Genomic DNA, 25,538 nt, shown 5'->3' with positions numbered 1-25,538 from the left:
AAAAAGCGCGCCGTAATTACAGGCACGTACAAAGAGACATCATTATGGAACTGATATAATAATTCGCTGTTTTTGTGCAGGAGACAGGAACTTTATTTTGCGAGACGACACTTTGACATTGTGCAGAACAAGCTGAAATCCCGCCAGCGTCCGGGGCAGACCAATGAAATCAGCCTGTTTGCCGGACTGTTAAAATGCGGCGAGTGTGGGAAGTCGCTGACGGTACGCTACACAAACGCTAAACATCCCCAGCGGATTTACTCCTGCAAGACCTACAATGCCTTTGGAAAGAACCACTGCACCCAGCACCGGATTGATTATGACACCCTTTACAGCCATGTGCTGCGGAAAATCCGGGAATGTGCCAGAGCTGCCCTGATGGACGGGGAAGCGGTTGCCGACCGCCTGACCAATACCTGTGAAGCCGAGCAGCGGGAACAGCGGGAAGCAATGGAACGCTCCCTTACAAGGGACGAGGAACGGATTGAGGTTCTGGACAAAATGGTCATGCGGCTTTATGAGGATATGATTGCAGGGCGTATCAGTGAGCAGAATTTCAACACCATGCTGGAAAAGACACAGACCGAGCAGACGGAGCTTAAAACAAAAGTGTCCGAGGGCAGAAAGCGGCTGTCCGATGAAGTCCAGCTTGCCAATGATGCAAAACAATGGGTGGAAGCCATTCAGGAATACGCCAACATCACAGAGCTGGACGCAGCCACCCTCAACCGCTTAATCAAAGAAATCGTTGTGCATGAGCGCATTGACGAAGATAAAACAAGACACATTTCTATCGAAATTCATTTTAATCTCAAACCCATCCCGGAGGTGGAACAGGTCACTGCCTGACCTGTCCCGCCGGGACGGTTCTCTTAACAACACCATATAGATTTTTTGTACGCCGCCGCCCGCCATCGAGCAGAGTTTTTACACCTAATTGGGGATGAAACAGCTCATGGCAGGCGGCGGTGTCGCCCTCATCGGAACCACTCTTGTACCCCTGCTTTCCGGTCTCTTTGGTTAATCCGTAAAAAGGAGGTAATCGCCTTTGGACAGCATACTCCAACAGATCACAGACTGGCTGAAAGAAATGCTCGTTTCAGCCATCATGGGAAATCTGTCGGGGATGTTTGAGTCCGTCAACAACCAGGTTGGCGAGATAGCAACCTCCGTTGGCATGACCCCGGCGAACTTCTCGCCGGGTGTCTTTGCCATGGTACGCAACATCTCCGAGTCAGTGATTATCCCGATAGCAGGCTTGATACTGACCTTTATCGCCTGTTACGAGCTAATTCAAATGATTATCGACCACAACAATCTGGCGAATTTTGAGACATGGATTTTCTTCAAGTGGGTGTTCAAGACCTTCGCTGCGGTCATGTTAATCACAAACACATTCAATATCACAATGGCTGTGTTCGATGTGGCACAGCACGTTATCAATGCCAGTGCCGGTATCATTGCGGGAGACACCGCCATAGATGCGGCGGCGCTTGAAACAATGGAAGATACACTGATGGCAATGGAACTGGGTCCTTTGCTTGGATTGTTCCTGCAATCCTTTATCGTGCAGGTCACAATGTCGGCATTGGCAATCGTGATCTTCGTCATTGTCTACGGACGAATGATTGAGATTTACCTCATGGTCAGCCTTGCCCCGATTCCTTTTGCCACCTTCGGGAACAGGGAACAGAGCAGCGTTGGACAGAACTATCTGAGGTCACTTTTTGCAATCGGGTTCCAGGGGTTCCTGATTATGATCTGTGTGGGCATCTATGCGGTGCTGGTGCAGTCGGTCGCTTTCAGCGAGGACATTATCGCTTCTATCTGGGGTGTCATGGGATACACGGTTCTTCTGTGCTTCACCCTATTTAAGACCGGTTCTCTTGCAAAGGGCGTGTTCTCTGCCCACTAAAGGAAGGAGGTTTTCAGTGGCAGCATATATCCCCGTACCCCGTGACCTGACGAGGGTAAAAACAAAGGTGTTCTTCAATCTGACAAAACGACAGCTGATCTGTTTCGGCTCTGCGGCACTCATTGGGGTGCCGATTTTCTTTTTGGTCAAAGGAACAGGAAATGTAAGCCTTGCGGCACTGACCATGATGATTGTCATGCTTCCCCTGTTCTTTCTGGCTATGTACGAAAAGGACGGTCAGCCGCTGGAAGTTATTGCAGGGCATTTCATTCAGGCAAAATTTATTCGTCCCAAGGTTCGACCTTATCAGACGAACAACTATTACGACGCTCTGGTGCGTCAGTATCAACTTGAAAAGGAGGTTGAGCGAATTGTTTTTCAAGAAGAAACCGCAGGCAAGGGCAATAAAAATGCCTGCAAATCTGAATCGAAAGCAGCAGAGAGAAATTAAGGCTGTTGTAGAACGGGCAAAGAAAGACAATGGGATTCCCCAGACCGCCCAGCAGTCCATTCCCTTTCAGAGAATGTTCCCGGACGGTATCTGCCGGGTCACAGACAGCTACTACACCAAGACCATACAGTTTCAGGACATCAACTATCAGCTGGCACAGCAGGAGGATAAAACCGCCATTTTCGATGAGTGGTGCAGTTTCCTGAATTTCTTCGACAGCTCTGTTCAGTTTGAGCTGTCCTTTATGAACATGAGTACCGATGCGGAGAGCTTTGAAAAGAGCATCCGTATCCCGTTCCGAAAGGACAGCTTCAATGCTTCCCGTGCCGAGTACAGCCAGATTCTGAAAAAGCAGCTGTCACAGGGCAATAACGGTCTGACCAAGACCAAGTATCTGACCTTCGGCATCGAAGCAGAGTCCATGCGTCAGGCAAAACCGAGATTGAACCATATCGAGAATGACCTGCTCAACAACTTCCGCCGTTTGGGTGTGATGGCATCCACGATGAACGGCAAGGAACGGCTTCGTCTGATGCACTCCATGTTCCACATGGGTGACAATGATAAGTTCTTCTTTGACTGGAAGTATCTTGTGGAATCCGGTCTGTCCGTAAAGGACTTTATTGCGCCGACAGCGTTTGCCTTTAAGAACAGCCGTACCTTCCAGATGGGCAGCATCTACGGTTCGATGTCCTATCTGCAAATTATCGCTTCTGACCTTTCTGACCGTATGCTGGCTGACTTTCTGGATATGGAATCCAGCCAGATCGTGACCATGCACATCCAGTCGGTTGATCAGACGGCGGCAATCAAGACCATCAAGCGAACCATCACAGAGCTTGACCGTTCCAAGATCGAGGAACAGAAAAAGGCTGTCCGTTCCGGCTACGATATGGACATCATTCCCTCTGATCTTGCCACCTACGGTAAAGATGCGAAAGCACTTCTGAAAGAACTTCAGAGCCAGAACGAGCGAATGTTCATGGTGACATTTCTTGTGATGAACACCGGCCGCACCGAACAGGAGTTGGAAAACAATGTGTTCCAGGCACAGAGTATCGCCCAGAAGCACAACTGCAATCTGCGCCGACTGGATTTTCAGCAGGAACAGGGCTTGATGAGCAGTCTGCCGCTGGCACAGAATCTGATTGAGATTCGTCGTGGTATGACGACCAGTTCCACGGCTATTTTTGTGCCGTTCACCACACAGGAGCTGTTCCAGAATGGTGCCGAAAGCCTGTATTACGGTCTGAATGCCTTGTCCAACAATCTTATCATGGTGGACAGAAAGAAGCTGAAGAATCCCAATGGGCTTATCCTTGGTACGCCTGGTTCCGGTAAATCCTTCTCCGCAAAGCGTGAGATTACCAATGCGTTCCTCGTGACGGATGATGACATTATCATCTGCGACCCGGAAGCAGAATATGCGGCGCTGGTTCACAAGTTTGAAGGTCAGGTAATCAAGATCAGTTCTTCCAGTACCAACTATATCAATCCCATGGACATCAATATCAACTACTCTGAGGATGATAACCCTGTTGCCCTGAAAGCAGACTTCATTCTTTCCCTCTGCGAGTTGATCATGGGAAGTAAGGACGGCTTGCAGCCCATTGAAAAGACAGTTATTGACCGTTGTGTGCATCAGATTTACCAGAGATATTTTGACAATCCGGTTCCTGAAAATATGCCCGTTCTTGAGGACTTGTATAACGCACTTCTCAAGCAGGACGAGAAAGAAGCCCATCATGTAGCGACGGCTCTGGAAATCTATGTAAAGGGTTCTTTGAAGCTGTTCAATAACCGAACCAATGTGGATATCAATAACCGCCTGGTCTGCTATGACATCAAGGAGCTTGGCAATCAGCTGAAGAAAATCGGTATGCTGATTGTTCAGGATCAGGTATGGGGTCGTGTGACAGCCAACCGAAGTGCCGGTAAATCCACCAGATACTACATTGACGAGTTCCATCTGCTTTTGAAGGAGGAGCAGACAGCAACCTATTCCGTAGAAATCTGGAAGCGATTCCGTAAATGGGGCGGCCTGCCCACCGGCATCACCCAGAATGTCAAAGACCTGCTTCGTTCCCCGGAGATTGCCAATATCCTCGAAAACTCTGACTTCATCTATATGTTGAATCAGGCAAGCGAGGACAGAGGGATTCTGGCAAAGCGTCTGAATATATCTCCCCACCAGCTGTCCTATGTGACCAATTCCGGTGAGGGCGAAGGACTTCTGTTCTATGGCAATGTGATCCTGCCGTTTATTGACCGGTTCCCGACCGATACGGAACTCTACCGCATTATGACCACGAAGCTGAATGAGGTGGTGGCAACAAAGGAGGCGTAAGGCATGGCGAAGAAACCGACACGACTCCGTTTCACCGAAGATGACCTTGCGGATTCTCAGGTGAAAAAAGCTGCTGACCGTGCGGATAAAGCGGCTGACAAAGCAGAAAAAGCGGTGGATAAGCTGGCTTCCAAAAAGAAGGCAACCAAGCTGCGTCAGGAAACGGATGCCGCCGGTTCCCGGAAAGCAAAGCTCCGTTTCGGCAAGACAGACAACAGCGTGGCTGTGGATCGCCCATCTTCGGCAAAACAGCTTGCCACCCGTGGCACGGCTGTGACACTCAAATCCAAGGTGCATCGGGCGGTATCGGAGTATGAAGATGATAATGTCGGTGTTCAGTCCGCACAGGAAACGACAAAGGCAGTGGAATCCACTGCCTACACCGTCGATCACGCCATCTACAGCCACAAACTGAAAGCCCATGATAAGGCTGATAAGTTGGTGCAAAAGTCAGATAAAGCCAATGTGGATGCGTTGTATGAGAAGTTCAAGAAGGACAATCCCGATGCCGGTTCCAACCCGTTTTCCCGCTGGCGGCAGAAACAGGCAATCAAGAAAGAATATGCAGCTGCCAAAGCCGGTAACAGTACGGCAAAGACAACAGCTGCCAAGGGTGCGGAAAAAGCAGCCCAGGGAGCCAAGACAATCACAGAAAGAGTCACGGAGTTTTGCACCACGCACTCCAAAGCCATTCTGCTTGTTCTGGTGGCGGGACTGCTTTTTATGGTTATCTCCAGTATGTTTTCCTCTTGTGCTGCCATGTTTCAGGGCGGGACGCAGGTGATTCTGGGGACTTCCTTTACTGCCGAGGACGAGGACATCATCGGGGCAGACAATGACTACAAGGCTCTGGAAGCTGCCTTGAGAAATCAGATCAACAACATTGAGCGCACTCACAGCGGTTATGATGAATACCGTTATGACCTTGATGAGATCAACCACAATCCCTATGAGTTGGCGGCGTATCTGACGGTGAAGTTTGAGGATTACACCCGTGAGGAAGTGCAAAGCACTCTGCGGTGGCTGTTCGATCAGCAGTATGAGCTGATTTTGACAGAAGAAGTGGAAATCCGAACCCGTACAGAGACTCGTACCGGCACATCGACATCCACAGACCCGGAAACCGGCGAGACCACGACGGAGGAATATGAGTACGAAGTTGAGGTTGAGTATGAGTATTATATCCTGAATGTGAAGCTGGTGAACAAGGGCTTGAACCGTGTAATCGGAAGCTCCGGTCTGACAGAGGATGAAATGGAGCGATACCGTATTCTCCTCCAGACAAGCGGGAACCGCCCTGATATTTTCGGGGACGACATCTATACAGTCACCGGCGAATACACCGACTACGACATTCCGGGCGAAGCTCTGACGGATACCCGCTTTGCCAACATGATCCGGGAAGCTGAGAAGTATCTGGGATACCCGTATGTATGGGGTGGAAGTAGCCCCTCCACTTCCTTCGATTGCTCCGGTTTTGTTTCGTGGGTCATCAATAACTGCGGCAACGGTTGGAGTGTTGGCAGATTGACCGCAAACGGTCTGATGGGTGTATGTGACATTATTCCCCGAAGCTCTGCAAAGCCGGGAGACCTTATCTTCTTCCAAGGCACTTATGATACCTCCGGTGCATCGCACGTTGGTATTTATGTCGGCAATGGGATGATGATTCACTGTGGAAACCCGATCTCTTATGCTTCGATTGAAACAAGTTACTGGCAACAGCATTTTTACTGCTTCGGCAGAATCCGAAATTAAGGAGGACATTCTATTGGGTGCCAAATTGGACAGAATCGGTGCAGACCTTGAGAAAGCCCGCAGGAAACGGGCTGAATGGGATGCCAGAGTAAAAGACCTGGAACGCAGATACCGTGAGGAGGAAAACTCCGAAATCCATGAAATGGTTCATGCTGCGAACCTGACCCCTGACCAGCTTTCTGAGCTTCTCCGTATGTTTGCTGCGGATATGGCTCCGAAGCCTGAGACAATCAACGCTATGAATGAGGAGGAGATGCAGAATGAAGATTAAAAGACTGTGTGCCGCTTTTCTGGCGGCTGTGCTTTGCATGAGCGTGTTTTCGACAACCGCTCTCGCCTATACGGATGAGACAGCGGCTTCCAGTGCCGAAACCGTGGAAACTGCCCCTGCGGAAACCACGGAGCAGGAAACGGAAGAAGTACCGTACAGCGTATCTGTGGATGAAGATGGTACGGTGGTGTTCTCCTTCAATGGCGAGGACTGGAAGTATGATGCCGAGAAAACCGAGGACGATGGCATGGGAACCGGCAAGGTGGTCACGAACGGTTCCCAGCTGAATGTGCGTACCGGTGCAGGCATGAATTATGAGATCATCGACCAGCTTCGCCCCGGCGAGGAAGTAAAGGTGATCGGAGTTGATGGCGACTGGTATCAGATCACAGTTCCTGAAAAGAATGGCTATGTCCACAGCGACTATCTGGAGCTGATTGAGGAAGCCGAGCAGAACAGCGAAATGGATATGGCGCTGCTTATGATGTTCATGAATATGTTCATGCAGAATATGGACACCGGCGCAGATGCCAGTGAATCTGCCCTCACTCCCGATGGCAATCTGACACTGGTTGATGATGTCGGCTCTTCTGACAAAACCGGTAAACAGTTCATTACTGCGGTCACAAAGAACGGCAATTACTTTTATATCATCATCGACCGTGACGATGAAGGAAACGAGACCGTTCACTTCTTGAATCAGGTGGACGAGGCCGACCTTCTGATGCTGATGAGCGAGGAAGAAGCTGCCAAGTATACCGAACCTGTGGTTGAGACCACTCCAGAACCGACCGAGACGGAAACGGAGCCTGAGGTCACAGAGCCTGCGCCTGAGGAGAAGCCTAAGACCAATATGATTCCGGCTATCCTTGCTCTGCTTGCCCTTGCTGGCGGCGGTGGTTTCTTCGCCTTTAAGAAGTTGCAGGAAAAGAAGAAGGAAAACAAAGCTGCAAAGCCTGATCCTGATGCTGATTATGTAGGCGATGACGAGGATTACGGCTACAGCGAGGAATTTGAGGACGATGATGATGTTGATTTCTCTGCTGATGAGGAGGACAACGAGCCGATCTAATCCGTAACAGGCACGATGCCTGGGGCAGCCTTCAGGTTGCCTTTACATAGAACAATGAAAGCAATCGCAACACAAAAGGATTGTATATGTGGGACATTCCTTGTATTATTATAGTCAGAAACATAAACTTTGAAGATAGAGGGTCGATAGTATGGATAATATGTTTATATGTATAGATACAACAGTCAACAAATCTGCAATTCATCAATTTAAGAATTTCCTTCAAAAGTATCCTGAAGTTACAAAATGGTTTATGTGTAGCGACTATTGTATAGCGGACACAAAAAAACCAAACGATGTCGTTTCGTTTGTCTTATATCCATACATCTTAGATTTTAATGAGTGGAATGAAGTAGTCAGTTCTATGCAAAAAACAGATTTAAAACATTGCAGGCAGGTATCACCTTCTTTTTGTGATTTTACTAAGGAGGGATATTTTTTTAGTTTTAACTTTATTCTCAGAGAAAATAATATACTGCGTAAATTAGATGAAAAAGCCAGTTTAGATTATTTGTTGAAGGTATATATTGAGATGACAGAAAACTGGCAAGTTACAACTCCTAACAATGCAGAAGCCTACGAAAAAATAAATAAAAAATTGAAAAAACTTCAAAATGCAACGAAGCAAAAATCATTTAATTACAAGATGTTTGGGCGAGTAATAAAGATATGCTTTTTAGCAGGATATTTGAGATACTTGTTACTAAAGGAAAAAGATAATATTGAAATGTTCAGCTGGCTTTCTGATAGAGACGCTATTACAAACTGGCAAGATGGGATTTATACTGAGTTCTATCATATAATTTCTCATTGTATTTGTGAGAATAAGTTGTCACACGAACGAGAAAACGGTGTAAAAGATGTGTATCTAATAGATGTTGAAAAAAATCAATTTTACGATGGAGCTAATAGGGTTGCTGATTTTATCTGTGGTGGTCTTGCCGATTTTAATTATGAGGATGGAAGTGTTACGGGCGAAAAACAATGTACTCTACTGGAGGATGTAATTTCGGATAATGAGTATCTGGTCATTTTCGACATTCATGAAAAAGGTGTTGCAAGAATTACACATAGGAAAAAATAAAGTTTTCTCCAATGTCTCCTTAAAGACATTGCTTATCAAGAATAATATAATTCTTTTTACATAGCAGTCATGCACTACGGTGTGTGGCTGCTTATTTTTTTGGAAAGGAGCAGATGCAAATGAAATTAGTATTGGCTGAGAAACCTTCAGTCGCACAGAGCATTGCCAAGGTGCTGGGTGCAAACAAGCGTGAAGATGGATTCCTCGAAGGAAACGGCTATATCGTCAGCTGGTGTGTCGGTCATCTGGTAGAACTGGCACAGCCCGAAGCCTACGATGCAAAATACAGCAAATGGACGTATGCTGACCTGCCGATTTTCCTGGCTGATTGGCAGTATGAGGTTTCTTCCGGAACAAAAAAGCAGTTCGGTATCCTGAAAAAGCTCATGGCCAGAGATGATGTTGCCAGTCTTGTGTGCGCTACAGATGCCGGTCGTGAGGGTGAACTGATCTTTCGTCTGGTGTACCACAAAGCCGGGTGCAGAAAGCCATTTGAGCGGCTTTGGATTTCTTCCATGGAAGATTCCGCTATCCGGGAGGGCTTTGAAAATCTCAGGTCTGGAACTGAATATGATGCTTTGTATGAAGCAGCCCTGTGTCGAGAGCGAGCTGACTGGATTGTTGGCATTAACGCTACTCGACTTTTTTCTACCCTTTATGGGCAGACCCTGAATGTTGGTCGAGTCATGACTCCCACCCTTGCGATGGCAGTCATGCGTGAAGCAGCCATTGCCGCTTTCAAACCGGAACCCTTCTATACGGTTCAGATTGGACTGGATGGGTTTACGGCAGCAAGCGAACGCTTCAAAAAGAAGTCGGATGCCGAAGCAGTCAGCAGAGATTGTTCTGTTGCTACGGTCACAAAGGCAGAGTGCAAAGAGAAAAGCGAAAAGCCGCCTGCACTCTATGATCTGACCAGTTTGCAGAGAGATGCCAACCGTGTGCTGGGCTATACGGCACAGCAGACCTTGGATTACACCCAGAACCTTTATGAAAAGAAGCTGGTCACTTATCCTCGTACCGACAGCAGATACCTGACGGACGATATGGCACACAATCTGCCTGACCTTGTAAATATGGCTTTCCACACATTCCCCGCCCCAGGTGTGGATAACGTATCTGTCCATGCGGAGCAGGTTGTGGATAACAAAAAGGTCACAGACCACCATGCCATTATCCCTACCAGAGAATTGCAGAAATGCAATCTGAATGAGCTTCCTAAGGGCGAGCTTGCAATTTTGCAGCTGATTTCCACCCGCCTTTTCGTGGCTGTGGGAGATCCGCACCGATACGCAGAGACAGTCATTGAATTGGACTGCGGCGGTACAGCGTTCTCTGCCAAGGGAAAAACCATCCTGCATGACGGATGGAAAGCACTTGCCGGGAATAGCAGTTCGACAAAATCTGATGAAAAGGAACAGGCACTCCCTTCCGTTTCCGTTGGCGATGAGATGGCTGTGATCAGCACGGAGATTAAGGAGGGAAAAACCTCTCCTCCGAAGCACTACACCGAAGATACGCTCCTGCAGAGCATGGAAACTGCCGGGGCGGACGAGATGCCCGATGAGGTGGAACGCAAAGGTCTGGGAACCCCTGCAACCCGTGCCGGTATCATCGAAAAACTGGTTCGCATTGGTTTTCTGGAACGGAGAGGTGATAAGAAAACCAAACATCTGATTCCTACCCACAAGGGTACGGCTCTGGTAACAGTCATGCCCGAACAGATTCAGTCCCCGTCTATGACAGCGGATTGGGAGGAAAAGCTGTTGCTCATCGAGAAGGGCGAATATGCCAGCGAGGATTTTATGGACGAGATCAAAGATGTGATTGCTGGTCTGATTCGGAATTACGAGGTCATTCAGGACTCTGAGGTCCTGATGTCAAAGGAAAGCAATGCCATGGGGAAATGCCCTGTCTGCGGCAGTTCTGTGGAAGAAAAGGCGAAAGCATTTTTCTGTTCCAACAGAAGCTGCAAGTTTGCCCTCTGGAAGAACAACCGCTACTTCGAGAGTATCGGCAAGAGCATGACCAGTGCCACGGCACAGAAGCTGCTCGGCTCTGGGAAAATCAAGCTGAAAGGCTGTATATCAGCTAAGACCGGAAACACCTTTGATGCCACGGTCTATATGGAGGTATTCGAGGACGGTAAGATCAGGTTTAACATGGAATTTGATAACGGAGGAAAACGCAAATGAGGAATGAGTATAACCCGGACGGCAAGGACATCCGATTTATTGACAGCCGCTATAAGGATTTGTTCCGTATTCCGGACGGCGGCTGTGTCCAGATTCATTATCCCGATGAAACCGTCGTAAAGCCCTGCAAATTCATCGACGAGTACCACACCCAGATTGGCTACAATGTGTTCCACATCTGCCAGTTCGCAGAAATCATGGAGCGCAACGGCGCAACCTATATGGCAGAGCCTGAAATCATGGGTGATGAAGCCGCATGGAAGGTCGGTCGGGACAGAATCCTGGCGGTGCAGACCTGTGAGGATGGCTACGATTACACTCTGTTTGATGAGAACTACAACGAGATGGATGGCGGTCAGCTGGATAACCCGGATTTGACTATGATCGAAGCCAGAAAAGAAATTCTGGAATCCTTTGGTCTGGAACGCAGGGAGCTTCGTGCCATGGTCTATGAAGATGTGATGGAACAGGCTTTTGAGGTTGGCAGGCAGGCGGTTGTGGTGAACGACCCTGTTGCAGAGCTTGCGTTCAAACTCGACCGTTTTGCCGAGAACTTCGACCCCTATGAATATATGGATCAGGTCGATGATGCGCAGGCGCATATCCAGAAAATCAAGACAGACCTTGCCGCCGGCAATACTGCTCCGTACCGTGAGTTTCTGGATACGGCCATTGCGGAGTCCCGTGAGGAAACTGCCGTAGAGGTTGCCAAGGTGCTGAGAAGGCAGCTGGATAAGATCGACCCGCCCAAGCGTGAGTCGGTCATGGCAAAGCTGGCACAGGCGGTAGAAAAGACTTCGCCTGCCACGCCCTCGCATAAGCACAAGGAACCGGAACGATAAGGAGGTCGCCTATGAAAATTGAAAAATGGGATGATGTTCATGGAAATACCACTTCCGATGACAGAATGGTAGCGTTTCTGGAAAGCTCTACGGACTCTTACGCAGTCCTTCAGCTGAAACACATTGACGAGACCGACGAGTTTCGTTTTATGCCGTATTGGCACATTCAGAAGCTGGAAAACCAGCCGACCATTGACCATTATGAGGTGGTTTACAATGGTCCGATTGAGCAGTCCGCCGGTGCTGCCGAGCAGCTGGAAGCTCTTTATACCAGGTTCAATATTGACCACCCGGAGGACTTCCGTGGTCACAGTATGTCGGTCAGCGACATCGTGGCGCTCAAGGTCGCCGGTGAAGTATCCTGTTATTACGTTGATGCCTTCGGTTTCGTGGAGCTTCAGGACTTTATGAAACCCGAAAACTATCTGAAAAATGCAGAGATGGCTATGGAGGACGATTATGGGATGTTGGATGGCATCATTAACAACGGGAAGGCTCCCGCTGCGGAAGATCGACCTTCCGTGTTGGAACAGCTGAAAGAAATGTCGGTTTTCGATACACCCCACAAACCACCCAGAAGCCACCCGGAAAGGGATATGGAATGATGAATTTCACACAAGATGAACGGAACTTGATGATGCTTTACAGCCCTGGCACAAAGTCGGGGCTGTGCGAAGCACTCGTACAGATGAAGGAGCAGCTTTCCGAGGAGGAAGCCGAGCTTTGTGCCCTGGCTGATTCTGTTCTCAATAAGTTGTCCGGTATGGATGACGAGACTTTTGATAGGCTGAATCTTTATCCTGATTTTTAAGGATTGGAGGGAAATGATGAACGCAAAAGAGCGATTTTATTCCGGGTTGGCAAGAGAGACCATCGGAAAGATCACATCGAACAAGGATAACTGGACTTCCTTTCTGGTAACGATGTCCCGAAACTATGAGTTCACTTATCCGGAACAGGTGATGATTTATGCCCAGCGCCCCAATGCCACCTTCTGCAAGCCTTATGACGAGTGGAACGACGAGAAGTACCGCAGATATGTCAGACGAGGTTCCACCGGCATCGCACTGTTTGTGACCAACAAAGATAAGCCCTATCTGCGGTATGTATTCGATGTGGCTGATACTGGTGTCCGCCGTTCATCCCCTGAACTGAAACCTTGGGAAGTCACAGAGGAAAACCGTGCGTATGTGATGGAAGCTATGGAGCGTTCCTTTGGCGTTGCCGCAGATGGACTGTTGGAGGCGCAGCTGGAGGAGATTGCGCTGTCTCTTTCTGCGGAGTATTGGGAGGATTACAAGAAGCCGATCCTCGACATCGTTGCCAATAGCTTCCTTGAGGAGTATGATGAACTTAACATCGAAGTGGCTTTCAAGAGAGCGGTTGCAAACAGCGTATCCTATGCGATGTACTGCCGACTGGTTGAGAATCCTGACAACTACTTCGAGCATGAGGACTTCCTGAATGTCTTTGATTTTAACACCCGCCAGACGGTAAACACCCTCGGCACGGCAGTCAATGCAATCAGTTCACGGATGTTTCAGGAGATCGAGAAAGCGATTGGTGAATACGAGCAGAACAGAGCTGCTGAAAGGAGCGCAGATTATGAGCGAAATGACTTACAGACAGGCCGGAGATTACAGAATCCCGAACATCAGGCTGGAGAACGAGGAAACGAGACCTTTGGGCAAATATGGCAGGATGCGCAGAGCGTTTCTGGAGCAGAACAATCCGATGCTCCTGAACGACATGATTCTGACGGAGACCCTGTTCCCCCACCTGTGGGAGATCGAGGAGACGGCGAAAGCCAGAGTGGAACTTTTGATGAACCAGTACCTGAAGAACAACCCGGCACCGGAGAAAGAGACGGATCAGCTGGGCTGGGCAAGACACATGAGCAGCCTGAAAGCGCAGGCGGAGGAAATCGTGATGACGGAGCTTATCAACAGCTGAGTCTGAACCTGTTCCTCTTCGAACACGAACAAATCAGTTTTATCGACGAAGCAGAGAGCCGAAAGCCCTCTGCTTTTTCTTTTTCTCAGGAAGAAATCGACCACTTTCTCCTGCTTGGCAGCAATACCGATGATGCCCGGAAAATCGTTGCTCTGGAGTATATGAAGCAAAAACCTGTGGAAGAAATTGTCCCGGCTCTGAAGCGGGTTTATCACGGCAGTTTCGGTCTGAAAGAGGACAGCGGCAATATTTCCGCATGGTATGCCGGGGACGGGATTCATCTTGCCAAAGGTTCCTCTGCCATTGACAGCCCCAGGGCGCAGATCATCCCATGGGAGGATGTCGCAAAGCGGATTGGAGAGTTGCTGGAAAACGGTCGGTACGCTACCAATGTGGAACTGGTGGAAGCTCCCGGCTTTGAGCGTGAAAAGATGGCTCAGTCCATTTGGTATCTTTACCATGACCTATCCGATGAAGCAAAGGCAATGGGATTCTTCCCCTCTTTGTCGGAAATCCGTAGCAATGGTTTTCCGGAAGAAACCGCATGGCTGGCAGAACAGCTCAAACAGCCTGAGTTTTTAGCGGCAATGAAAGAGGAGTATCGTGGGTTTATGATTGCCCATGATGCCGACCGTTCTCTGCTTCGCTTTCATTATCACAAGCTGGATGGCATTGAAAAGCGGTTGAATGAACTGGATGCTCCTCTCAGGGAATATCAGACTGATATGATGCAGATGCCCCTTGTCCGTCAGTTCATTACGGATGATGAGGTCAATGCAGACCTGACCCGTGGCAGCGGCTTCGCCGGTGGAAAGCGCCGTATCTATGAATACTGGCAGGAAAATCATTCTGTTAAGGACAAAGCCGAGTTTCTGAAGCATGAATACGGAACCGGCGGTCATTCCCATGCCTGTTCCGGTGCAACCCACAGCGGTCAGGATCACGATGCCAAGGGCGTCCGCTACACCAAAAGCGGCTGTGATAAGGTGCAGATGTCCTGGACACAGGTGGCACAGAGAATTGACGCTCTGATGAAGAAAGGTCGCTTTCTTACCCCTGAGGAGAAAGCCGAGCGGCAGGCAATCGAAGATGCCAGAACAAATCCTCTGGAAGATGTCTATGAGCGTTTTGCTGTGGTCGATACCGAGGATGGCGAGTATGCCATCTGGGATGAGCAGACCGGAACCTATTATGTAGACCATGAGGGCGTTACGGAATACTTCGACGATGAGTGGCTTGCCAATGACTACCTTGAGGAAGTCCGTCAGTCTGTGGCGGCGATGGAAGCAGTACAGCCTGAAGAATCCGCAGAAAATATCGCAGAGCCGGTTGAGAAAACACCGGTGTGGAATTATCAGGTTGGCGATACGGTCTATCTGGACGACACCGCTTTTCTTGTGGAGCAGATCACCGACCGGGAAGTGCAGCTGAGAGACCCCTCTCTGCTTTATCCTATCTTCCGTGCTGAGAACCGTTCCAGATTTGAGGAAATGCTTTCTCAGGACGAAAGAAACCATGCAGTAAGGGGTGACGCCTATACTGAAGAAAACTCCGTTACAGAGGAAAATCAGGGCGAAATCCGCACCGAAACAGCACAGCCGGAACGTCGTTATCTGGTTGCCGCTTATCATCACTTTGAAAACGGCTTCGATGATAAACTGGACTACTACACTCTGGAGGAAGCGGAAACAGCTGCCCAGGGCTATGTAGACGGAACTATGGAGGATGACGGGTTCAAGTATGACGGTGCTGCCGTTTACGATCAGCAGGAGCATAAGTGCATCCGTATCTATGGCGACTATCCTGATGAAAAGGCACACGCACAGGTCTATGGCATTGCCGAAGCGGTACAGCCGGAACACTTCATCGACCATTTCTATGTAGCAGAGGACATCCAGAAGCGTGGTGCGCTGGACATCAAGGAATACAGTTCCTTTGAAGATGCCCTGAGAGCCTATCACGAACTCCCTGACACACAGCGAAAAGCTCTGGGTGCGATGAATACCAGAAAGCCTTTACCGGGCAGTCTGGACTTTGTTCAGTGCGTGGATGGGAAAGATACCATCATTCAGGACTATACAAAGGTGGACGGCTGGCAGAATCCTGAGGTCATGGACATCATTGCTCAGATTGAGCAGTCCCTCGCAACCAGAGAAGTCCCTCCTGTTCCTGCGGTGAACTTCCACATCACGGATGACCACATCGGTGAAGGTGGACCGAAGCAGAAGTTCGCAAGAAATATGGAAGCCATCAAGACCCTGTTCCTGCTGGAGAGCGAGAACCGAAACGCTACTCCTGAAGAACAGGAAATTTTGTCGAACTATGTCGGCTGGGGCGGTCTGGCAGATGCCTTTGACCCTGATAAGGGAAATTGGGCGCAGGAGTACACCACTCTGAAAAATCTGCTGTCCGAGGATGAATATGCTGCGGCAAGAGCTTCGACGCTGAACGCCCACTATACCAGTCCCACGGTCATTCGCTCCATCTACGATGCGGTAGGACAGATGGGCTTTGAGACAGGCAACATTCTGGAACCCGCCATGGGTATCGGTAACTTCTTTGGTATGCTGCCCCCGGAGATGCAGAGCAGCCGCCTTTACGGTGTGGAACTGGATTCCATCACCGGAAGAATCGCTCAGAAGCTCTATCCCAACGCAGAAATCAAAGTCGCCGGTTTTGAAACGGCAGACCGCAGAGACTTCTACGATCTGGCTGTGGGTAATGTTCCTTTTGGGAACTACAAGGTATCGGATAAGCCCTACGACAAGCTGGGTTTCTCTATCCACAATTATTTCTTCGCCAAGGCTCTGGATCAGGTTCGCCCCGGCGGTGTGGTTGCTTTTGTGACAAGCCGATATACCATGGATTCCAAGAACTCGGATGCAAGACGGTATCTGGCACAGAGAGCAGAACTGCTTGGTGCAATTCGTCTGCCAAACGATGCTTTTAAGAAGAACGCAGGCACTGAAGTCGTGTCCGACATCATCTTCCTGCAAAAGCGTGACCATCCGATCGACATCGTTCCTGATTGGGTGCATCTGAACCGCACCGAAGAAGGACACACCATGAACAGCTACTTTGTCGATCACCCGGAAATGGTTCTGGGCGACACGGTTCTGGAAAGCACCCCTTACGGCAAGGATGATATTACCGTCCGTCCGATTCCGGGTGCGGAGCTGTCCGATCTTCTGAAAGAAGCGGTTTCCCACATTCAGGGAACCTATCAGGCCGTGGAGCTTCCTGAAGCTGATAAGGGCAAAGAAGCCGAAACCATCCCTGCAACACCCGATGTAAAGAACTTCTCTTATGCTGTGGTGGATGGTGAAGTGTATTTCCGTGAAAACTCCATCATGCGCCATCTTGACCTGAATGAGAAAGCAAAAGACCGTGTGATGGGCATGGTGGAACTTCGTGGTATCGTCAACGAACTGATTGAATATCAGCTTGAGGACTTCCCGGATGAAATGATTTCTCAGAAGCAGGCAGAATTGAATGAAGCCTATGACGCCTTTACCGCAAAACATGGTCTTATCAATAACCGTGCCAACGGTCAGGCTTTCTCTGACGATTCCTCCTATTACCTCCTGTGTTCTCTGGAAAACGTGGATGAGGACGGCAATCTGAAAAGCAAGGCGGATATGTTCACCAAGAGAACCATTAAGCCGGAACGCAGAGTGACGAGCGTAGATACTCCGTCCGAAGCTCTTGCAATTTCCATTGGTGAGCGTGGCAAGGTTGATCTGCCGTTCATGGCACAGCTGTTGGGTACTCCTGATGAATACGATGCCATCAAGACCGAACTGCGAGGGGTTATATTCAAAGACCCTATGGGTCCTAATGACCCCGAAGCAGGTTGGCAGACTGCTGATGAGTACCTTTCCGGTGATGTGAGAAGCAAGCTGCGTATCGCAGAAATGTCAGCAAAACATGATCCTTCCTTTAACATCAATGTGGAAGCTCTACAAAAGGCACAGCCGAAGGACTTGGATGCGTCAGAGATTGATGTCCGTCTGGGTGCAACTTGGATTGATGCCGACTATATCCAGCAGTTCATGGAGGAAACCTTTGAGACCCCATACTATCTGCGCCGTTCCATTGAGGTGAAATTCTCCGAAATGACCGCAGAGTGGCGTATCAATGGGAAAAGCTCTCCCAGCTACAATGATGTAGCGGCGTATGTGACCTACGGTACAGACCGTGCCAATGCTTATCGCATTCTGGAAGAAACGCTGAACCTGAAAGATATTCGTATCTATGACACCATCGAAGATCCGGACGGTAAGCAGAAGCGTGTCCTGAACAAAAAGGAAACCACCCTTGCCCAGCAGAAACAGCAGGCAATCAAGGATGCGTTTCAGGATTGGGTATGGAAAGACCCTCGCCGCCGTGAAGCTCTGGTCACAAAGTATAACGAACTCTTTAACTCCACCAGACCCCGTGAGTATGATGGCAGTCATATCCGTTTCGGCGGTATGAACCCTGATATTACCCTCTGTGAACATCAGAGAAACGCTATCGCTCATGTGCTTTACGGTGGAAACACCTTGCTCGCACACGAAGTTGGTGCGGGCAAAACTTTTGAAATGGCAGCATCGGCTATGGAAAGCAAGCGACTTGGCCTGAGCCAGAAATCTATGTTTGTCGTGCCGAACCATCTGACCTTACAGTGGGCAAATGAGTTCCTGCACCTCTATCCGAGTGCAAAACTGCTTGTTGCCACGAAGAAAGATTTTGAAACCGCAAATCGCAAGAAGTTCTGCGCCCGTATCGCAACCGGCGACTATGATGCTGTTATCATCGGTCATAGCCAGTTCGAGAAAATCCCTCTTTCTCCTGAAAGACAGGAACGACAGCTACGAGAGCAGATTGACGAGATCGAGGGCGCAATCGCAGAACTGAAATGGCAGCGTGGCGAAAACTTCACCATCAAACAGATGGAGAAAACCAGAAAATCTCTGGAAGCCAGACTGGATAAGCTCATTGCCGCTGATAAAAAGGATGATGTTATCACCTTTGAGCAGTTGGGCGTTGACCGACTGTTCGTGGATGAGAGCCATGCGTTCAAGAACCTGTTCCTCTACACCAAAATGAGGAATGTAGCAGGTCTGTCCACTTCTGAAGCTCAGAAATCTTCGGATATGTTTATGAAGTGCCGCTATATGGATGAGATCACCGGCGGTCGTGGCGTTATCTTCGCTACGGGTACTCCCGTCAGCAACTCCATGACCGAGCTTTACACGGTCATGCGTTATCTCCAGTACGGTACGCTCCAGAAGAAAAATCTAACCCATTTCGATTCCTGGGCATCCACTTTCGGTGAAACAACGACTGCCATTGAGCTTGCACCTGAAGGAACCGGCTACCGTGCCAGAACCCGATTTGCCAAGTTCTTCAACCTTCCTGAACTGATGAATATGTTCAAGGAAGTAGCAGACATCAAGACTTCTGACCAGTTGAATCTCCCTGTTCCTGAAGCAAAGTTTGAGACTGTTGTGGTTCAGCCTTCTGAACATCAGCAGGACATGGTAGCAGAGCTTTCGGAACGAGCTGCGGCAGTCCATGCCGGTATCGTAGACCCGTCCGAGGACAATATGCTGAAGATTACCAGCGATGGTCGAAAGTTGGGTCTGGATCAGAGACTGATGAACCCATTGCTCCCCGATGACCCGGACAGCAAACTGAATGCCTGTGTGGGAAATGTTCTCCGTATCTGGCAGGACGGTCAGGCCGACAAGCTGACTCAGCTTGTATTCTGTGACCTCTCAACTCCGAAGAATGACGGTACGTTCAATGTCTACGATGACATTAAGACGAAGCTGATTGCAAATGGTGTGCCTGTGGAAGAAATCGCATTTATCCATGATGCGGATACCGAAGCGAAGAAAAAAGACCTCTTTGCAAAGGTTCGTACCGGTCAGGTGCGAGTGCTTCTTGGCAGTACGCAGAAAATGGGTGCAGGAACTAACGTCCAGGATAAACTGGTAGCAGTTCACCACTTGGATGTGGGTTGGCGTCCGTCCGATATGACCCAGAGAAACGGTCGTATTATCCGTCAGGGCAACCAGAACAAAGAGGTTCAGGTGTATCAGTATGTGACTGAGGGAACCTTCGACGCATATCTGTATCAGACCTTGGAGAATAAGCAGAAGTTCATTTCCCAGATTATGACCTCTAAATCGCCGGTTCGCTCCTGTGACGATGTGGACGAGCAGGCTCTGTCCTATGCGGAGATTAAGGCGCTGTGTGCCGGTAATCCTCTCATCAAGGAAAAGATGGACTTGGACATTGATGTTGCCCGTCTGAAGGTGCTGAAAGCTGACCACCAGAGTCAGCAGTACCGTATGGAAGATAAGCTCCTGAAATACTTTCCGGCTGAGATTGAAAAGCAGACAGGCTATATCCATGGCTTTGAAGCTGATATTAAGACCGTAGAAGCTCACCCGCAGATCTCCGAGGGGTTCTGTGGTATGGACATCCGTGGCAAGCACTATGCGGAAAAAGCAGATGCCGGTGAGTGGATTCTGGCAGCGTGTAAGGAAGTAAAAGGCTCTGACCCCGTTCCTTTGGGCAGTTACCGTGGATTCCAGATGGAGCTTTCTTTCGACAGTTTCCGACATGAGTACGACATCACCCTGAAAGGCTCTATGAGCCACCGTGTAGCCCTTGGCACCGATGCGAGGGGTAACATTACCCGTCTGGATAATGCCCTTGCAGGCATCACAGAAAGGCTGGAAAGAGCCAATGAACAGCTGACCAATCTCTATAATCAGCAGGAAGCGACCAAAGGTGAACTTGGAAAACCGTTCCCTCAGGAAGCAGAGCTGATGGCGAAAAGTCAGCGACTGGCAGAGCTTGATGCGGCTCTGAATATGGAGGATACGGTGGAAAGCCGTGCCGAAAAGAAAAGCACAGAGCGTCCTTCCGTTCTGGCTGATCTGAAATCTAAGGCAGAGCATATCCCGCCTGCAAAACGCTCTGAAGCACACGAGGAGGTGTTGTAATGGCAAAGCGAGACCAGGATGTTCATTTCCTTGCTTCCAAAGAGGAAGTCGAGAGAATTCATCAGAAGATGGACGAGCTTGGTATCCGCAGTATGGGGGCATATCTGAGAAAAATGGCTCTGGACGGCTACTGTATCAATCTGGATTTGCAGGATGTGAAAGCACTGGTTTCGCTTCTGCGAATCTGTTCCAACAATCTGAACCAGTACGCAAAACGAGCCAATGAAACCGGCAGCATCTACGAAGCTGACATTAAGGACTTGCAGGAACGTCTGGAAACCATCTGGGCGGATATGAAAGAAGTCCTTGTCAGGTTAGCATCAATCCAGTAATCTCCGGCAATCTGGCGGGAAGTCGTAGCTTCGGCTGCGGCTTTATATACCCAGCGACATCATTGAGAGTTTTCGCAAGTGGATGTACAATATAATTAGAAAGAAAGGAGATGTTCCTATGAAGATGATTTTGAAGGTATTTGCACTCCCTGTGTTGTTGATTATGAAAAGCGTTTGCATCCTGGGCAATCTGCTTTCCAATATTTCCTCGCATGTTATCGGGCTGTTGCTCCTGATCCTCGTCGGCTGCGGTATCTATTGTGTCGTTCAGGCAATGTGGACTTCGCTGGCAATCCTCGCAGTCATGGGTCTGGCAGCATTCCTCGCCCTGTTTGGTATTGTGTTCCTGACTGTTCAGGCTGAGACCGCAAGTGAAAGTCTTGGACAGTTCCTGCGCTCTTAAAATTGAAAATAAGCGAAGAGAAGTCACCGATAGGTGGCTTTTTCTTTTGGAAAGGATGTGATGTGAATGGCAGCAACAAGACTGATTGCGCTCCATGTGAATAAGGGTAAAACGGTCGCTCAATGTCTGGCTGATCGAACAGACTACTCGCAGAACGCAGCGAAAACCAATGACGGCGAATTTATCAGTTCCTATGAGTGCGATCCTAAGACTGTCGATGAAGAATTCCTTCTTTCCAAAAGGCAGTATCAGCACACCACCGGCAGACAGCAAAAGAACAATATCATAGCCTATCAGATTCGCCAGTCCTTCAAGCCCGGAGAAGTCACACCGGAGGAAGCAAATCAGGTTGGCTATGAAACAGCGATGAGATGGACGAAAGGCAAACACGCTTTTATTGTTGCCACTCACATCGACAAAGCCCACATACACAACCATATCATCTATAACTCTACTTCCCTGGATGCCAGTCGTAAGTTCAAGAATTTTTTCCTTTCCGGTCTGGCTGTTCAAAGGCTCAGTGATATGGTTTGTTTGGAGCATGGGCTGTCCATCATCACACCGAAACCTTATAGGGAGCGTCAGAAAAGAACTGTGTACCCCAAGAAGCGTACCCAGCGTGACGATCTTTGTGAAGCCATTGATGCGGTACTGAAACAAAAGCCAAAGGGTTTTGAGGATTTCATTCAGGCTCTGGCTGATATGGGTTTTGAGTTCAAGGATGGAAAGCAGCCCGCGTTCAAAGGAAAAGACCAGAAACGATTTATCCGTCTGCGTTCCCTGGGTGATGGGTACAGTAAAGAGGAACTGCAAGCGGTTATCTCCGGTAAGAGCCTGCACAGATCCAGAGGTGGTTCTGCCAATGCTCCCACAAAGAACCAGTTCCAGATGCTTATTGATGTCCAGGCAAAAATGGCTGAAGGGAAAACGGTCGGTTATGAGAAGTGGGCAAAGAAGTTCAATCGAAAAGAAGCTGCCCGTACCGTCATTCTTCTGAAAGAAAAAGGTCTGGGCAACTACGATGATTTGACTGCTCATATTGAAAAACTTTCCGCCCGTTTCGACGAGCTTTCTGATTCCATTAAAGCCGCAGAGAAACGAATCGTTGAGGTTCAGGCATTACAGCAGCATATAAAAAATTACCGTGATACAAGGCAAATCTATGTAGAGTATCGCAAGTCTGGATACAGCAAAAAGTTCTTTGAGGAACACCGTCAGGAAATAACAATTCATAAAGCGGCAAAGCAAGCCTTTGATGAAGCGCAAATCACGAAGCTCCCCTCCAAGCAATCGCTATATGAGGAATTTCACCGTCTGACTGTCCAGAAGAAACAGGATTACGCAGAGTACCGCAAGATTAGAAAAGAAAAAGAGGAATTGCTGATCGCCAAGCAAACGGTTGAGACAATTCTAAGCATCGACAAAAAGAAAGAGCAGGAACAGGAGAAGAAATCTGTCCGCTGACAAAGAAAGCCACGGCTGTTGCTCTGAAAATGGAGTAGCAGTCGTGGCTCTTTTTTGTTATTCATCTATGGGTGTTGCGCTCTCAGCCATCTTAATGATTTCGGAGTCGGGCATTTTACTTGGTGTGTATTCCAGAACATAACTGACTTCGGGATCAACTGTCCAGCACAGAAAAGCGGTGTCATCTTTTTTATAGAGTGCGCCGTGCCAGTCCTGAATCATCATTTCTTCGCAACTGTCCATCATATCAACGGGGAAAAGTACATTCAGGGCATCGGTGTTCAGCCCGGTAACGGATGATGGATCACCGGCTTCACCGTATGTAGTTTTCAAAATTCTATAATAGATGTTATTGTCCTTGTCGGTTTCGTGACCGTAGGTAAGAGTAGCGACAAGCTCCGTTTTGGAGATCTGCTGAATATCTTCACCCAGGACTTCTTCTGCGGCTTGCTCAAAGCGTTCCAGAAATTCTTCCGGGTCCATTTCTTTCTCTTTCTGTGGAACTACGGCGGTGACAATTCCAACAGCAACGATAATAATGGCAAAGACAATAAGTAGGATTTTCTTTTTGTTCATGTTCATCCTTCTTTGAAAAAGAGTGTGAGGGTCAACGGGTTACATCTGGTAAATTGATTATATTGGCATTTGCTTTCTTTGCGTATTGAAAGGTTTGGTAGGCTCCGCCTGAGTTGTGTTCCACACAAAAAACTACCAAGTCCGAACGGTTAACCATAGTACGATTTCTGGTTTGATGAGCCGACTTGAAATGCCTTTCTGCAGATTCGGCGCAGATCTCAATCTCGTCATAATATTCATGGAATGATTGTTCGTTGTTTCGATATTCTGCTGTTGCGTAAGGCAGTACCAGAACAAGTGCGCTGTTATCATCACGGACGGCTCGTTTACATCTGCGGATAGTTGAAGCGACAAGCTGATCAAACTCTCCATCACGACCAACAAAGAATTCAACATATTCTTTGGTTAAGAGAAGTTCCTGAATTATCGTTTCCAAGCGTTGCTCAATTACAAATATATTATCAATTTGCCTGTGACCAAAGAAGCTGACAGCATACAGATTCATAAAATCATCTCCTTTGGGAATACTTCGTAGTGGCATTACCAACTACAACGTTATATTCATAATCATATCATTAAAACTCGAGTAAATAAAGCGAAAATTCATTTTTTCCCTACCAACGATACCTTCCAATTCATACTACAATAATTGGAGGAAGGAGGGACAGGAATGGCCAATACGCAGTATGACGATTTCATTCGCAACAGGATTACCGAACTGCGAATATCAAAGAATATTTCTGAACACAAGATGAGTTTGGATTTGGACAAAAGTGGCTCGTACATTCGTGGAATCACCAGCGGATCGGCCTTGCCATCTCTCAAGGAGTTGTTCAATATTATCTCGTATTTCAATATGACACCGGCAGAGTTTTTTGCTCCGATGGATGATGCCGACACGCCATATCGTGAGTTGTGCGAGAAACTGAGAACCATGAATGAGGAAGATCTGGAAAAGGTCAAGACTTTCGTTGGTTGGATTGAAAAGAAAAATTGAATATCAAAATTGAAAGTTTTTAACCTGGACGCTTATTGAAGTCCAGGTTTTTTTCTTTTCATCAGAAGCGTTCAGAATGAATGCGTAGCCGGTATCGCAGATACCGTTCAAAGGGGATTGGGGATGCTGCCCCAACAAGCAAATTTGCGAAGATTGTACCGGAGGGAAAATCGAGAAAATGAGTGAACCTGTACAGGTTTACACTGCTTGCCAATTTGTGAACTTCAAAAGTTTCTTAAAATAATTGTTTCCCTCTGTCCAAAATTAGTACCCTCAATCGTTATTATAGTTAAACCATAAATAAGGAGAGGGTTCCAATGCTTTGTTAATATGGGTTCATAGATATTCCACACCATATGAATGAAAGGAGAACACGTTATGAAAAAGATTATTTGCTTGATGCTCGCCGTAATTATGGCTTTCTCCATGAGCGTTTCTGCGTTTGCGGCAGAAATTGATGCAAACGATGAAGTGTCGCTGATTGACAATTCCATTGAAGAAATTGATGCATTACTCATTGCCAGTTCCATGTTGAATGCTCCTGACATTGCAAATGATATTCTTGTATCGGGCGCAACTGAGAATGATGTGCTTCCGCTTTACAATGCATTTGGTGAGATCGTTGCCTATTACGTGTCTTTCGAGCCGACAGGCTATGCTGTTGTAAACAACAACATCGAAAATCCATCCGTGATTGAGTTTGGTGAGGGTGTAAATCAGCTTATTGATGACATTTTGAAAGTTGAAAGCAACCCACATATTATTTACTAAGACTTCCCATACCCAAAATGGGATTTGTACCTTGAAAATTCAATATTTCAGCTAATAAAATAGCGATTTATGCCACTGCAACCTGTGTATGAAGCGCATCGCGCAG

21 protein-coding genes and 2 pseudogenes are annotated in these 25,538 nt (G+C 48.2%); 20 read left to right on the top strand and 3 right to left on the bottom strand.

Features of this window, described 5'->3' with window-relative positions:
• Positions 1 to 102 precede the first annotated feature (102 nt).
• From ACTNA4_RS14395 to ACTNA4_RS14335, 13 genes and pseudogenes are all read left to right on the top strand, one after another.
• Positions 103 to 849: pseudogene (locus tag ACTNA4_RS14395) on the top strand (recombinase zinc beta ribbon domain-containing protein); the annotation flags it as partial.
• 91 nt (positions 850 to 940) lie between these two features.
• A pseudogene (locus ACTNA4_RS14390) lies at positions 941 to 1,024 on the top strand (Maff2 family mobile element protein); the annotation flags it as partial.
• Positions 1,025 to 1,048: 24 nt separating this feature from the next.
• Positions 1,049 to 1,915 carry a VirB6/TrbL-like conjugal transfer protein, CD1112 family gene (locus tag ACTNA4_RS14385; protein WP_173876988.1) on the top strand — a complete coding sequence of 289 codons (867 nt, stop codon included), beginning with the start codon at positions 1,049 to 1,051 and terminating at the stop codon, positions 1,913 to 1,915.
• 16 nt (positions 1,916 to 1,931) lie between these two features.
• Positions 1,932 to 2,366: a PrgI family protein gene (locus ACTNA4_RS14380; protein ID WP_168934192.1), complete on the top strand. Its 435-nt coding sequence runs from the start codon at positions 1,932 to 1,934 to the stop codon at positions 2,364 to 2,366.
• Positions 2,326 to 4,713, top strand: a complete 2,388-nt coding sequence (locus ACTNA4_RS14375; RefSeq protein ID WP_173877006.1) for a VirB4-like conjugal transfer ATPase, CD1110 family — start codon at positions 2,326 to 2,328, stop codon at positions 4,711 to 4,713. The genes ACTNA4_RS14380 and ACTNA4_RS14375 overlap by 41 nt, the downstream gene beginning before the upstream one ends.
• Before the next feature lie 3 nt (positions 4,714 to 4,716).
• Positions 4,717 to 6,471, top strand: a complete 1,755-nt coding sequence (locus ACTNA4_RS14370) for a C40 family peptidase (protein WP_173876989.1) — start codon at positions 4,717 to 4,719, stop codon at positions 6,469 to 6,471.
• A 13-nt stretch (positions 6,472 to 6,484) separates the two neighbouring features.
• Entirely contained in the window at positions 6,485 to 6,742 is a 258-nt protein-coding gene (locus tag ACTNA4_RS14365; protein ID WP_168934190.1) for a DUF4315 family protein, read from the top strand.
• Positions 6,732 to 7,814, top strand: a complete 1,083-nt coding sequence (locus tag ACTNA4_RS14360) for a CD1107 family mobile element protein (RefSeq protein ID WP_173876990.1) — start codon at positions 6,732 to 6,734, stop codon at positions 7,812 to 7,814. Before ACTNA4_RS14365 ends, ACTNA4_RS14360 begins: the two co-directional genes overlap by 11 nt.
• 151 nt (positions 7,815 to 7,965) lie before the next feature.
• Positions 7,966 to 8,898: a hypothetical protein gene (locus ACTNA4_RS14355; protein WP_173876991.1), complete on the top strand. Its 933-nt coding sequence runs from the start codon at positions 7,966 to 7,968 to the stop codon at positions 8,896 to 8,898.
• 119 nt (positions 8,899 to 9,017) lie between these two features.
• Positions 9,018 to 11,093, top strand: a complete 2,076-nt coding sequence (locus ACTNA4_RS14350) for a DNA topoisomerase 3 (RefSeq protein ID WP_441030724.1) — start codon at positions 9,018 to 9,020, stop codon at positions 11,091 to 11,093.
• The gene (locus tag ACTNA4_RS14345) at positions 11,090 to 11,935 is read left to right on the top strand and encodes an LPD16 domain-containing protein (RefSeq protein WP_173876993.1); all 846 of its coding nucleotides are present in this window, start codon (positions 11,090 to 11,092) and stop codon (positions 11,933 to 11,935) included. Before ACTNA4_RS14350 ends, ACTNA4_RS14345 begins: the two co-directional genes overlap by 4 nt.
• 11 nt (positions 11,936 to 11,946) lie before the next feature.
• Positions 11,947 to 12,540, top strand: coding sequence for a YodL domain-containing protein (locus ACTNA4_RS14340; protein WP_173876994.1), 594 nt, complete (start codon positions 11,947 to 11,949; stop codon positions 12,538 to 12,540).
• Entirely contained in the window at positions 12,537 to 12,746 is a 210-nt protein-coding gene (locus ACTNA4_RS14335) for a transposon-transfer assisting family protein (protein WP_173876995.1), read from the top strand. Before ACTNA4_RS14340 ends, ACTNA4_RS14335 begins: the two co-directional genes overlap by 4 nt.
• 328 nt (positions 12,747 to 13,074) lie before the next feature.
• On the opposite strand, the gene ACTNA4_RS14330 is transcribed toward ACTNA4_RS14335, so the two are convergent.
• A complete protein-coding gene (locus ACTNA4_RS14330; protein ID WP_244095321.1) occupies positions 13,075 to 13,386 on the bottom strand; it encodes a hypothetical protein in 312 nt (103 codons plus the stop codon).
• A 67-nt stretch (positions 13,387 to 13,453) separates the two neighbouring features.
• Here ACTNA4_RS14330 and ACTNA4_RS14325 point away from each other — a divergent pair, with 67 nt between their 5' ends.
• The 5 genes from ACTNA4_RS14325 (at position 13,454) to ACTNA4_RS14305 (ending at position 23,088) form a co-directional block, all read left to right on the top strand.
• Positions 13,454 to 13,888 carry a TnpV protein gene (locus ACTNA4_RS14325; RefSeq protein ID WP_441030721.1) on the top strand — a complete coding sequence of 145 codons (435 nt, stop codon included), beginning with the start codon at positions 13,454 to 13,456 and terminating at the stop codon, positions 13,886 to 13,888.
• A 161-nt stretch (positions 13,889 to 14,049) separates the two neighbouring features.
• Positions 14,050 to 20,889: a DEAD/DEAH box helicase family protein gene (locus tag ACTNA4_RS14320; protein WP_441030727.1), complete on the top strand. Its 6,840-nt coding sequence runs from the start codon at positions 14,050 to 14,052 to the stop codon at positions 20,887 to 20,889.
• Positions 20,889 to 21,221, top strand: coding sequence for a plasmid mobilization protein (locus tag ACTNA4_RS14315; protein ID WP_441030719.1), 333 nt, complete (start codon positions 20,889 to 20,891; stop codon positions 21,219 to 21,221). The genes ACTNA4_RS14320 and ACTNA4_RS14315 overlap by 1 nt, the downstream gene beginning before the upstream one ends.
• A 118-nt stretch (positions 21,222 to 21,339) precedes the next feature.
• The gene (locus ACTNA4_RS14310) at positions 21,340 to 21,624 is read left to right on the top strand and encodes a hypothetical protein (RefSeq protein ID WP_441030717.1); all 285 of its coding nucleotides are present in this window, start codon (positions 21,340 to 21,342) and stop codon (positions 21,622 to 21,624) included.
• A gap of 66 nt (positions 21,625 to 21,690) precedes the next feature.
• Entirely contained in the window at positions 21,691 to 23,088 is a 1,398-nt protein-coding gene (locus tag ACTNA4_RS14305) for a relaxase/mobilization nuclease domain-containing protein (protein WP_441030715.1), read from the top strand.
• A gap of 57 nt (positions 23,089 to 23,145) precedes the next feature.
• On the opposite strand, the gene ACTNA4_RS14300 is transcribed toward ACTNA4_RS14305, so the two are convergent.
• Both ACTNA4_RS14300 and ACTNA4_RS14295 read right to left on the bottom strand, forming a co-directional pair.
• Positions 23,146 to 23,664: a DUF4367 domain-containing protein gene (locus tag ACTNA4_RS14300; RefSeq protein ID WP_441030713.1), complete on the bottom strand. Its 519-nt coding sequence runs from the start codon at positions 23,662 to 23,664 to the stop codon at positions 23,146 to 23,148.
• 31 nt (positions 23,665 to 23,695) lie between these two features.
• The gene (locus ACTNA4_RS14295) at positions 23,696 to 24,169 is read right to left on the bottom strand and encodes a hypothetical protein (protein ID WP_441030711.1); all 474 of its coding nucleotides are present in this window, start codon (positions 24,167 to 24,169) and stop codon (positions 23,696 to 23,698) included.
• Positions 24,170 to 24,334: 165 nt separating this feature from the next.
• On the opposite strand from ACTNA4_RS14295, the gene ACTNA4_RS14290 reads away from it, so the two are divergent.
• Both ACTNA4_RS14290 and ACTNA4_RS14285 read left to right on the top strand, forming a co-directional pair.
• A complete protein-coding gene (locus tag ACTNA4_RS14290; protein ID WP_441030709.1) occupies positions 24,335 to 24,661 on the top strand; it encodes a helix-turn-helix domain-containing protein in 327 nt (108 codons plus the stop codon).
• 378 nt (positions 24,662 to 25,039) lie between these two features.
• Entirely contained in the window at positions 25,040 to 25,432 is a 393-nt protein-coding gene (locus ACTNA4_RS14285) for a hypothetical protein (RefSeq protein WP_441030707.1), read from the top strand.
• Positions 25,433 to 25,538: the final 106 nt, after the last annotated feature.

Origin of the sequence: Bariatricus sp. HCP28S3_A7 (genome assembly GCF_052066375.1) — a bacterium.
GTDB lineage: Bacteria > Bacillota > Clostridia > Lachnospirales > Lachnospiraceae > Allocoprococcus.
This window is presented reverse-complemented; position numbering and strand designations above follow the sequence as displayed.

What these genes read in the sequence shown, in the direction of transcription:
- ACTNA4_RS14375 (WP_173877006.1), top strand. Translation starts at nt 2,326, where the DNA reads ATGCCTGCAAATCTGAATCGAAAGCAGCAGAGAGAAATTAAGGCTGTT.
- ACTNA4_RS14330 (WP_244095321.1), bottom strand. Translation starts at nt 13,386, where the DNA reads ATGCTCGAAGTAGTTGTCAGGATTCTCAACCAGTCGGCAGTACATCGC.
- ACTNA4_RS14305 (WP_441030715.1), top strand. Translation starts at nt 21,691, where the DNA reads ATGGCAGCAACAAGACTGATTGCGCTCCATGTGAATAAGGGTAAAACG.
- ACTNA4_RS14295 (WP_441030711.1), bottom strand. Translation starts at nt 24,169, where the DNA reads ATGAATCTGTATGCTGTCAGCTTCTTTGGTCACAGGCAAATTGATAAT.
- ACTNA4_RS14325 (WP_441030721.1), top strand. Translation starts at nt 13,454, where the DNA reads ATGCAATCAGTTCACGGATGTTTCAGGAGATCGAGAAAGCGATTGGTG.
- ACTNA4_RS14345 (WP_173876993.1), top strand. Translation starts at nt 11,090, where the DNA reads ATGAGGAATGAGTATAACCCGGACGGCAAGGACATCCGATTTATTGAC.
- ACTNA4_RS14340 (WP_173876994.1), top strand. Translation starts at nt 11,947, where the DNA reads ATGAAAATTGAAAAATGGGATGATGTTCATGGAAATACCACTTCCGAT.
- ACTNA4_RS14360 (WP_173876990.1), top strand. Translation starts at nt 6,732, where the DNA reads ATGAAGATTAAAAGACTGTGTGCCGCTTTTCTGGCGGCTGTGCTTTGC.
- ACTNA4_RS14310 (WP_441030717.1), top strand. Translation starts at nt 21,340, where the DNA reads ATGAAGATGATTTTGAAGGTATTTGCACTCCCTGTGTTGTTGATTATG.
- ACTNA4_RS14285 (WP_441030707.1), top strand. Translation starts at nt 25,040, where the DNA reads ATGAAAAAGATTATTTGCTTGATGCTCGCCGTAATTATGGCTTTCTCC.
- ACTNA4_RS14355 (WP_173876991.1), top strand. Translation starts at nt 7,966, where the DNA reads ATGGATAATATGTTTATATGTATAGATACAACAGTCAACAAATCTGCA.
- ACTNA4_RS14335 (WP_173876995.1), top strand. Translation starts at nt 12,537, where the DNA reads ATGATGAATTTCACACAAGATGAACGGAACTTGATGATGCTTTACAGC.
- ACTNA4_RS14320 (WP_441030727.1), top strand. Translation starts at nt 14,050, where the DNA reads ATGAAGCAAAAACCTGTGGAAGAAATTGTCCCGGCTCTGAAGCGGGTT.
- ACTNA4_RS14290 (WP_441030709.1), top strand. Translation starts at nt 24,335, where the DNA reads ATGGCCAATACGCAGTATGACGATTTCATTCGCAACAGGATTACCGAA.
- ACTNA4_RS14300 (WP_441030713.1), bottom strand. Translation starts at nt 23,664, where the DNA reads ATGAACAAAAAGAAAATCCTACTTATTGTCTTTGCCATTATTATCGTT.
- ACTNA4_RS14315 (WP_441030719.1), top strand. Translation starts at nt 20,889, where the DNA reads ATGGCAAAGCGAGACCAGGATGTTCATTTCCTTGCTTCCAAAGAGGAA.
- ACTNA4_RS14350 (WP_441030724.1), top strand. Translation starts at nt 9,018, where the DNA reads ATGAAATTAGTATTGGCTGAGAAACCTTCAGTCGCACAGAGCATTGCC.
- ACTNA4_RS14370 (WP_173876989.1), top strand. Translation starts at nt 4,717, where the DNA reads ATGGCGAAGAAACCGACACGACTCCGTTTCACCGAAGATGACCTTGCG.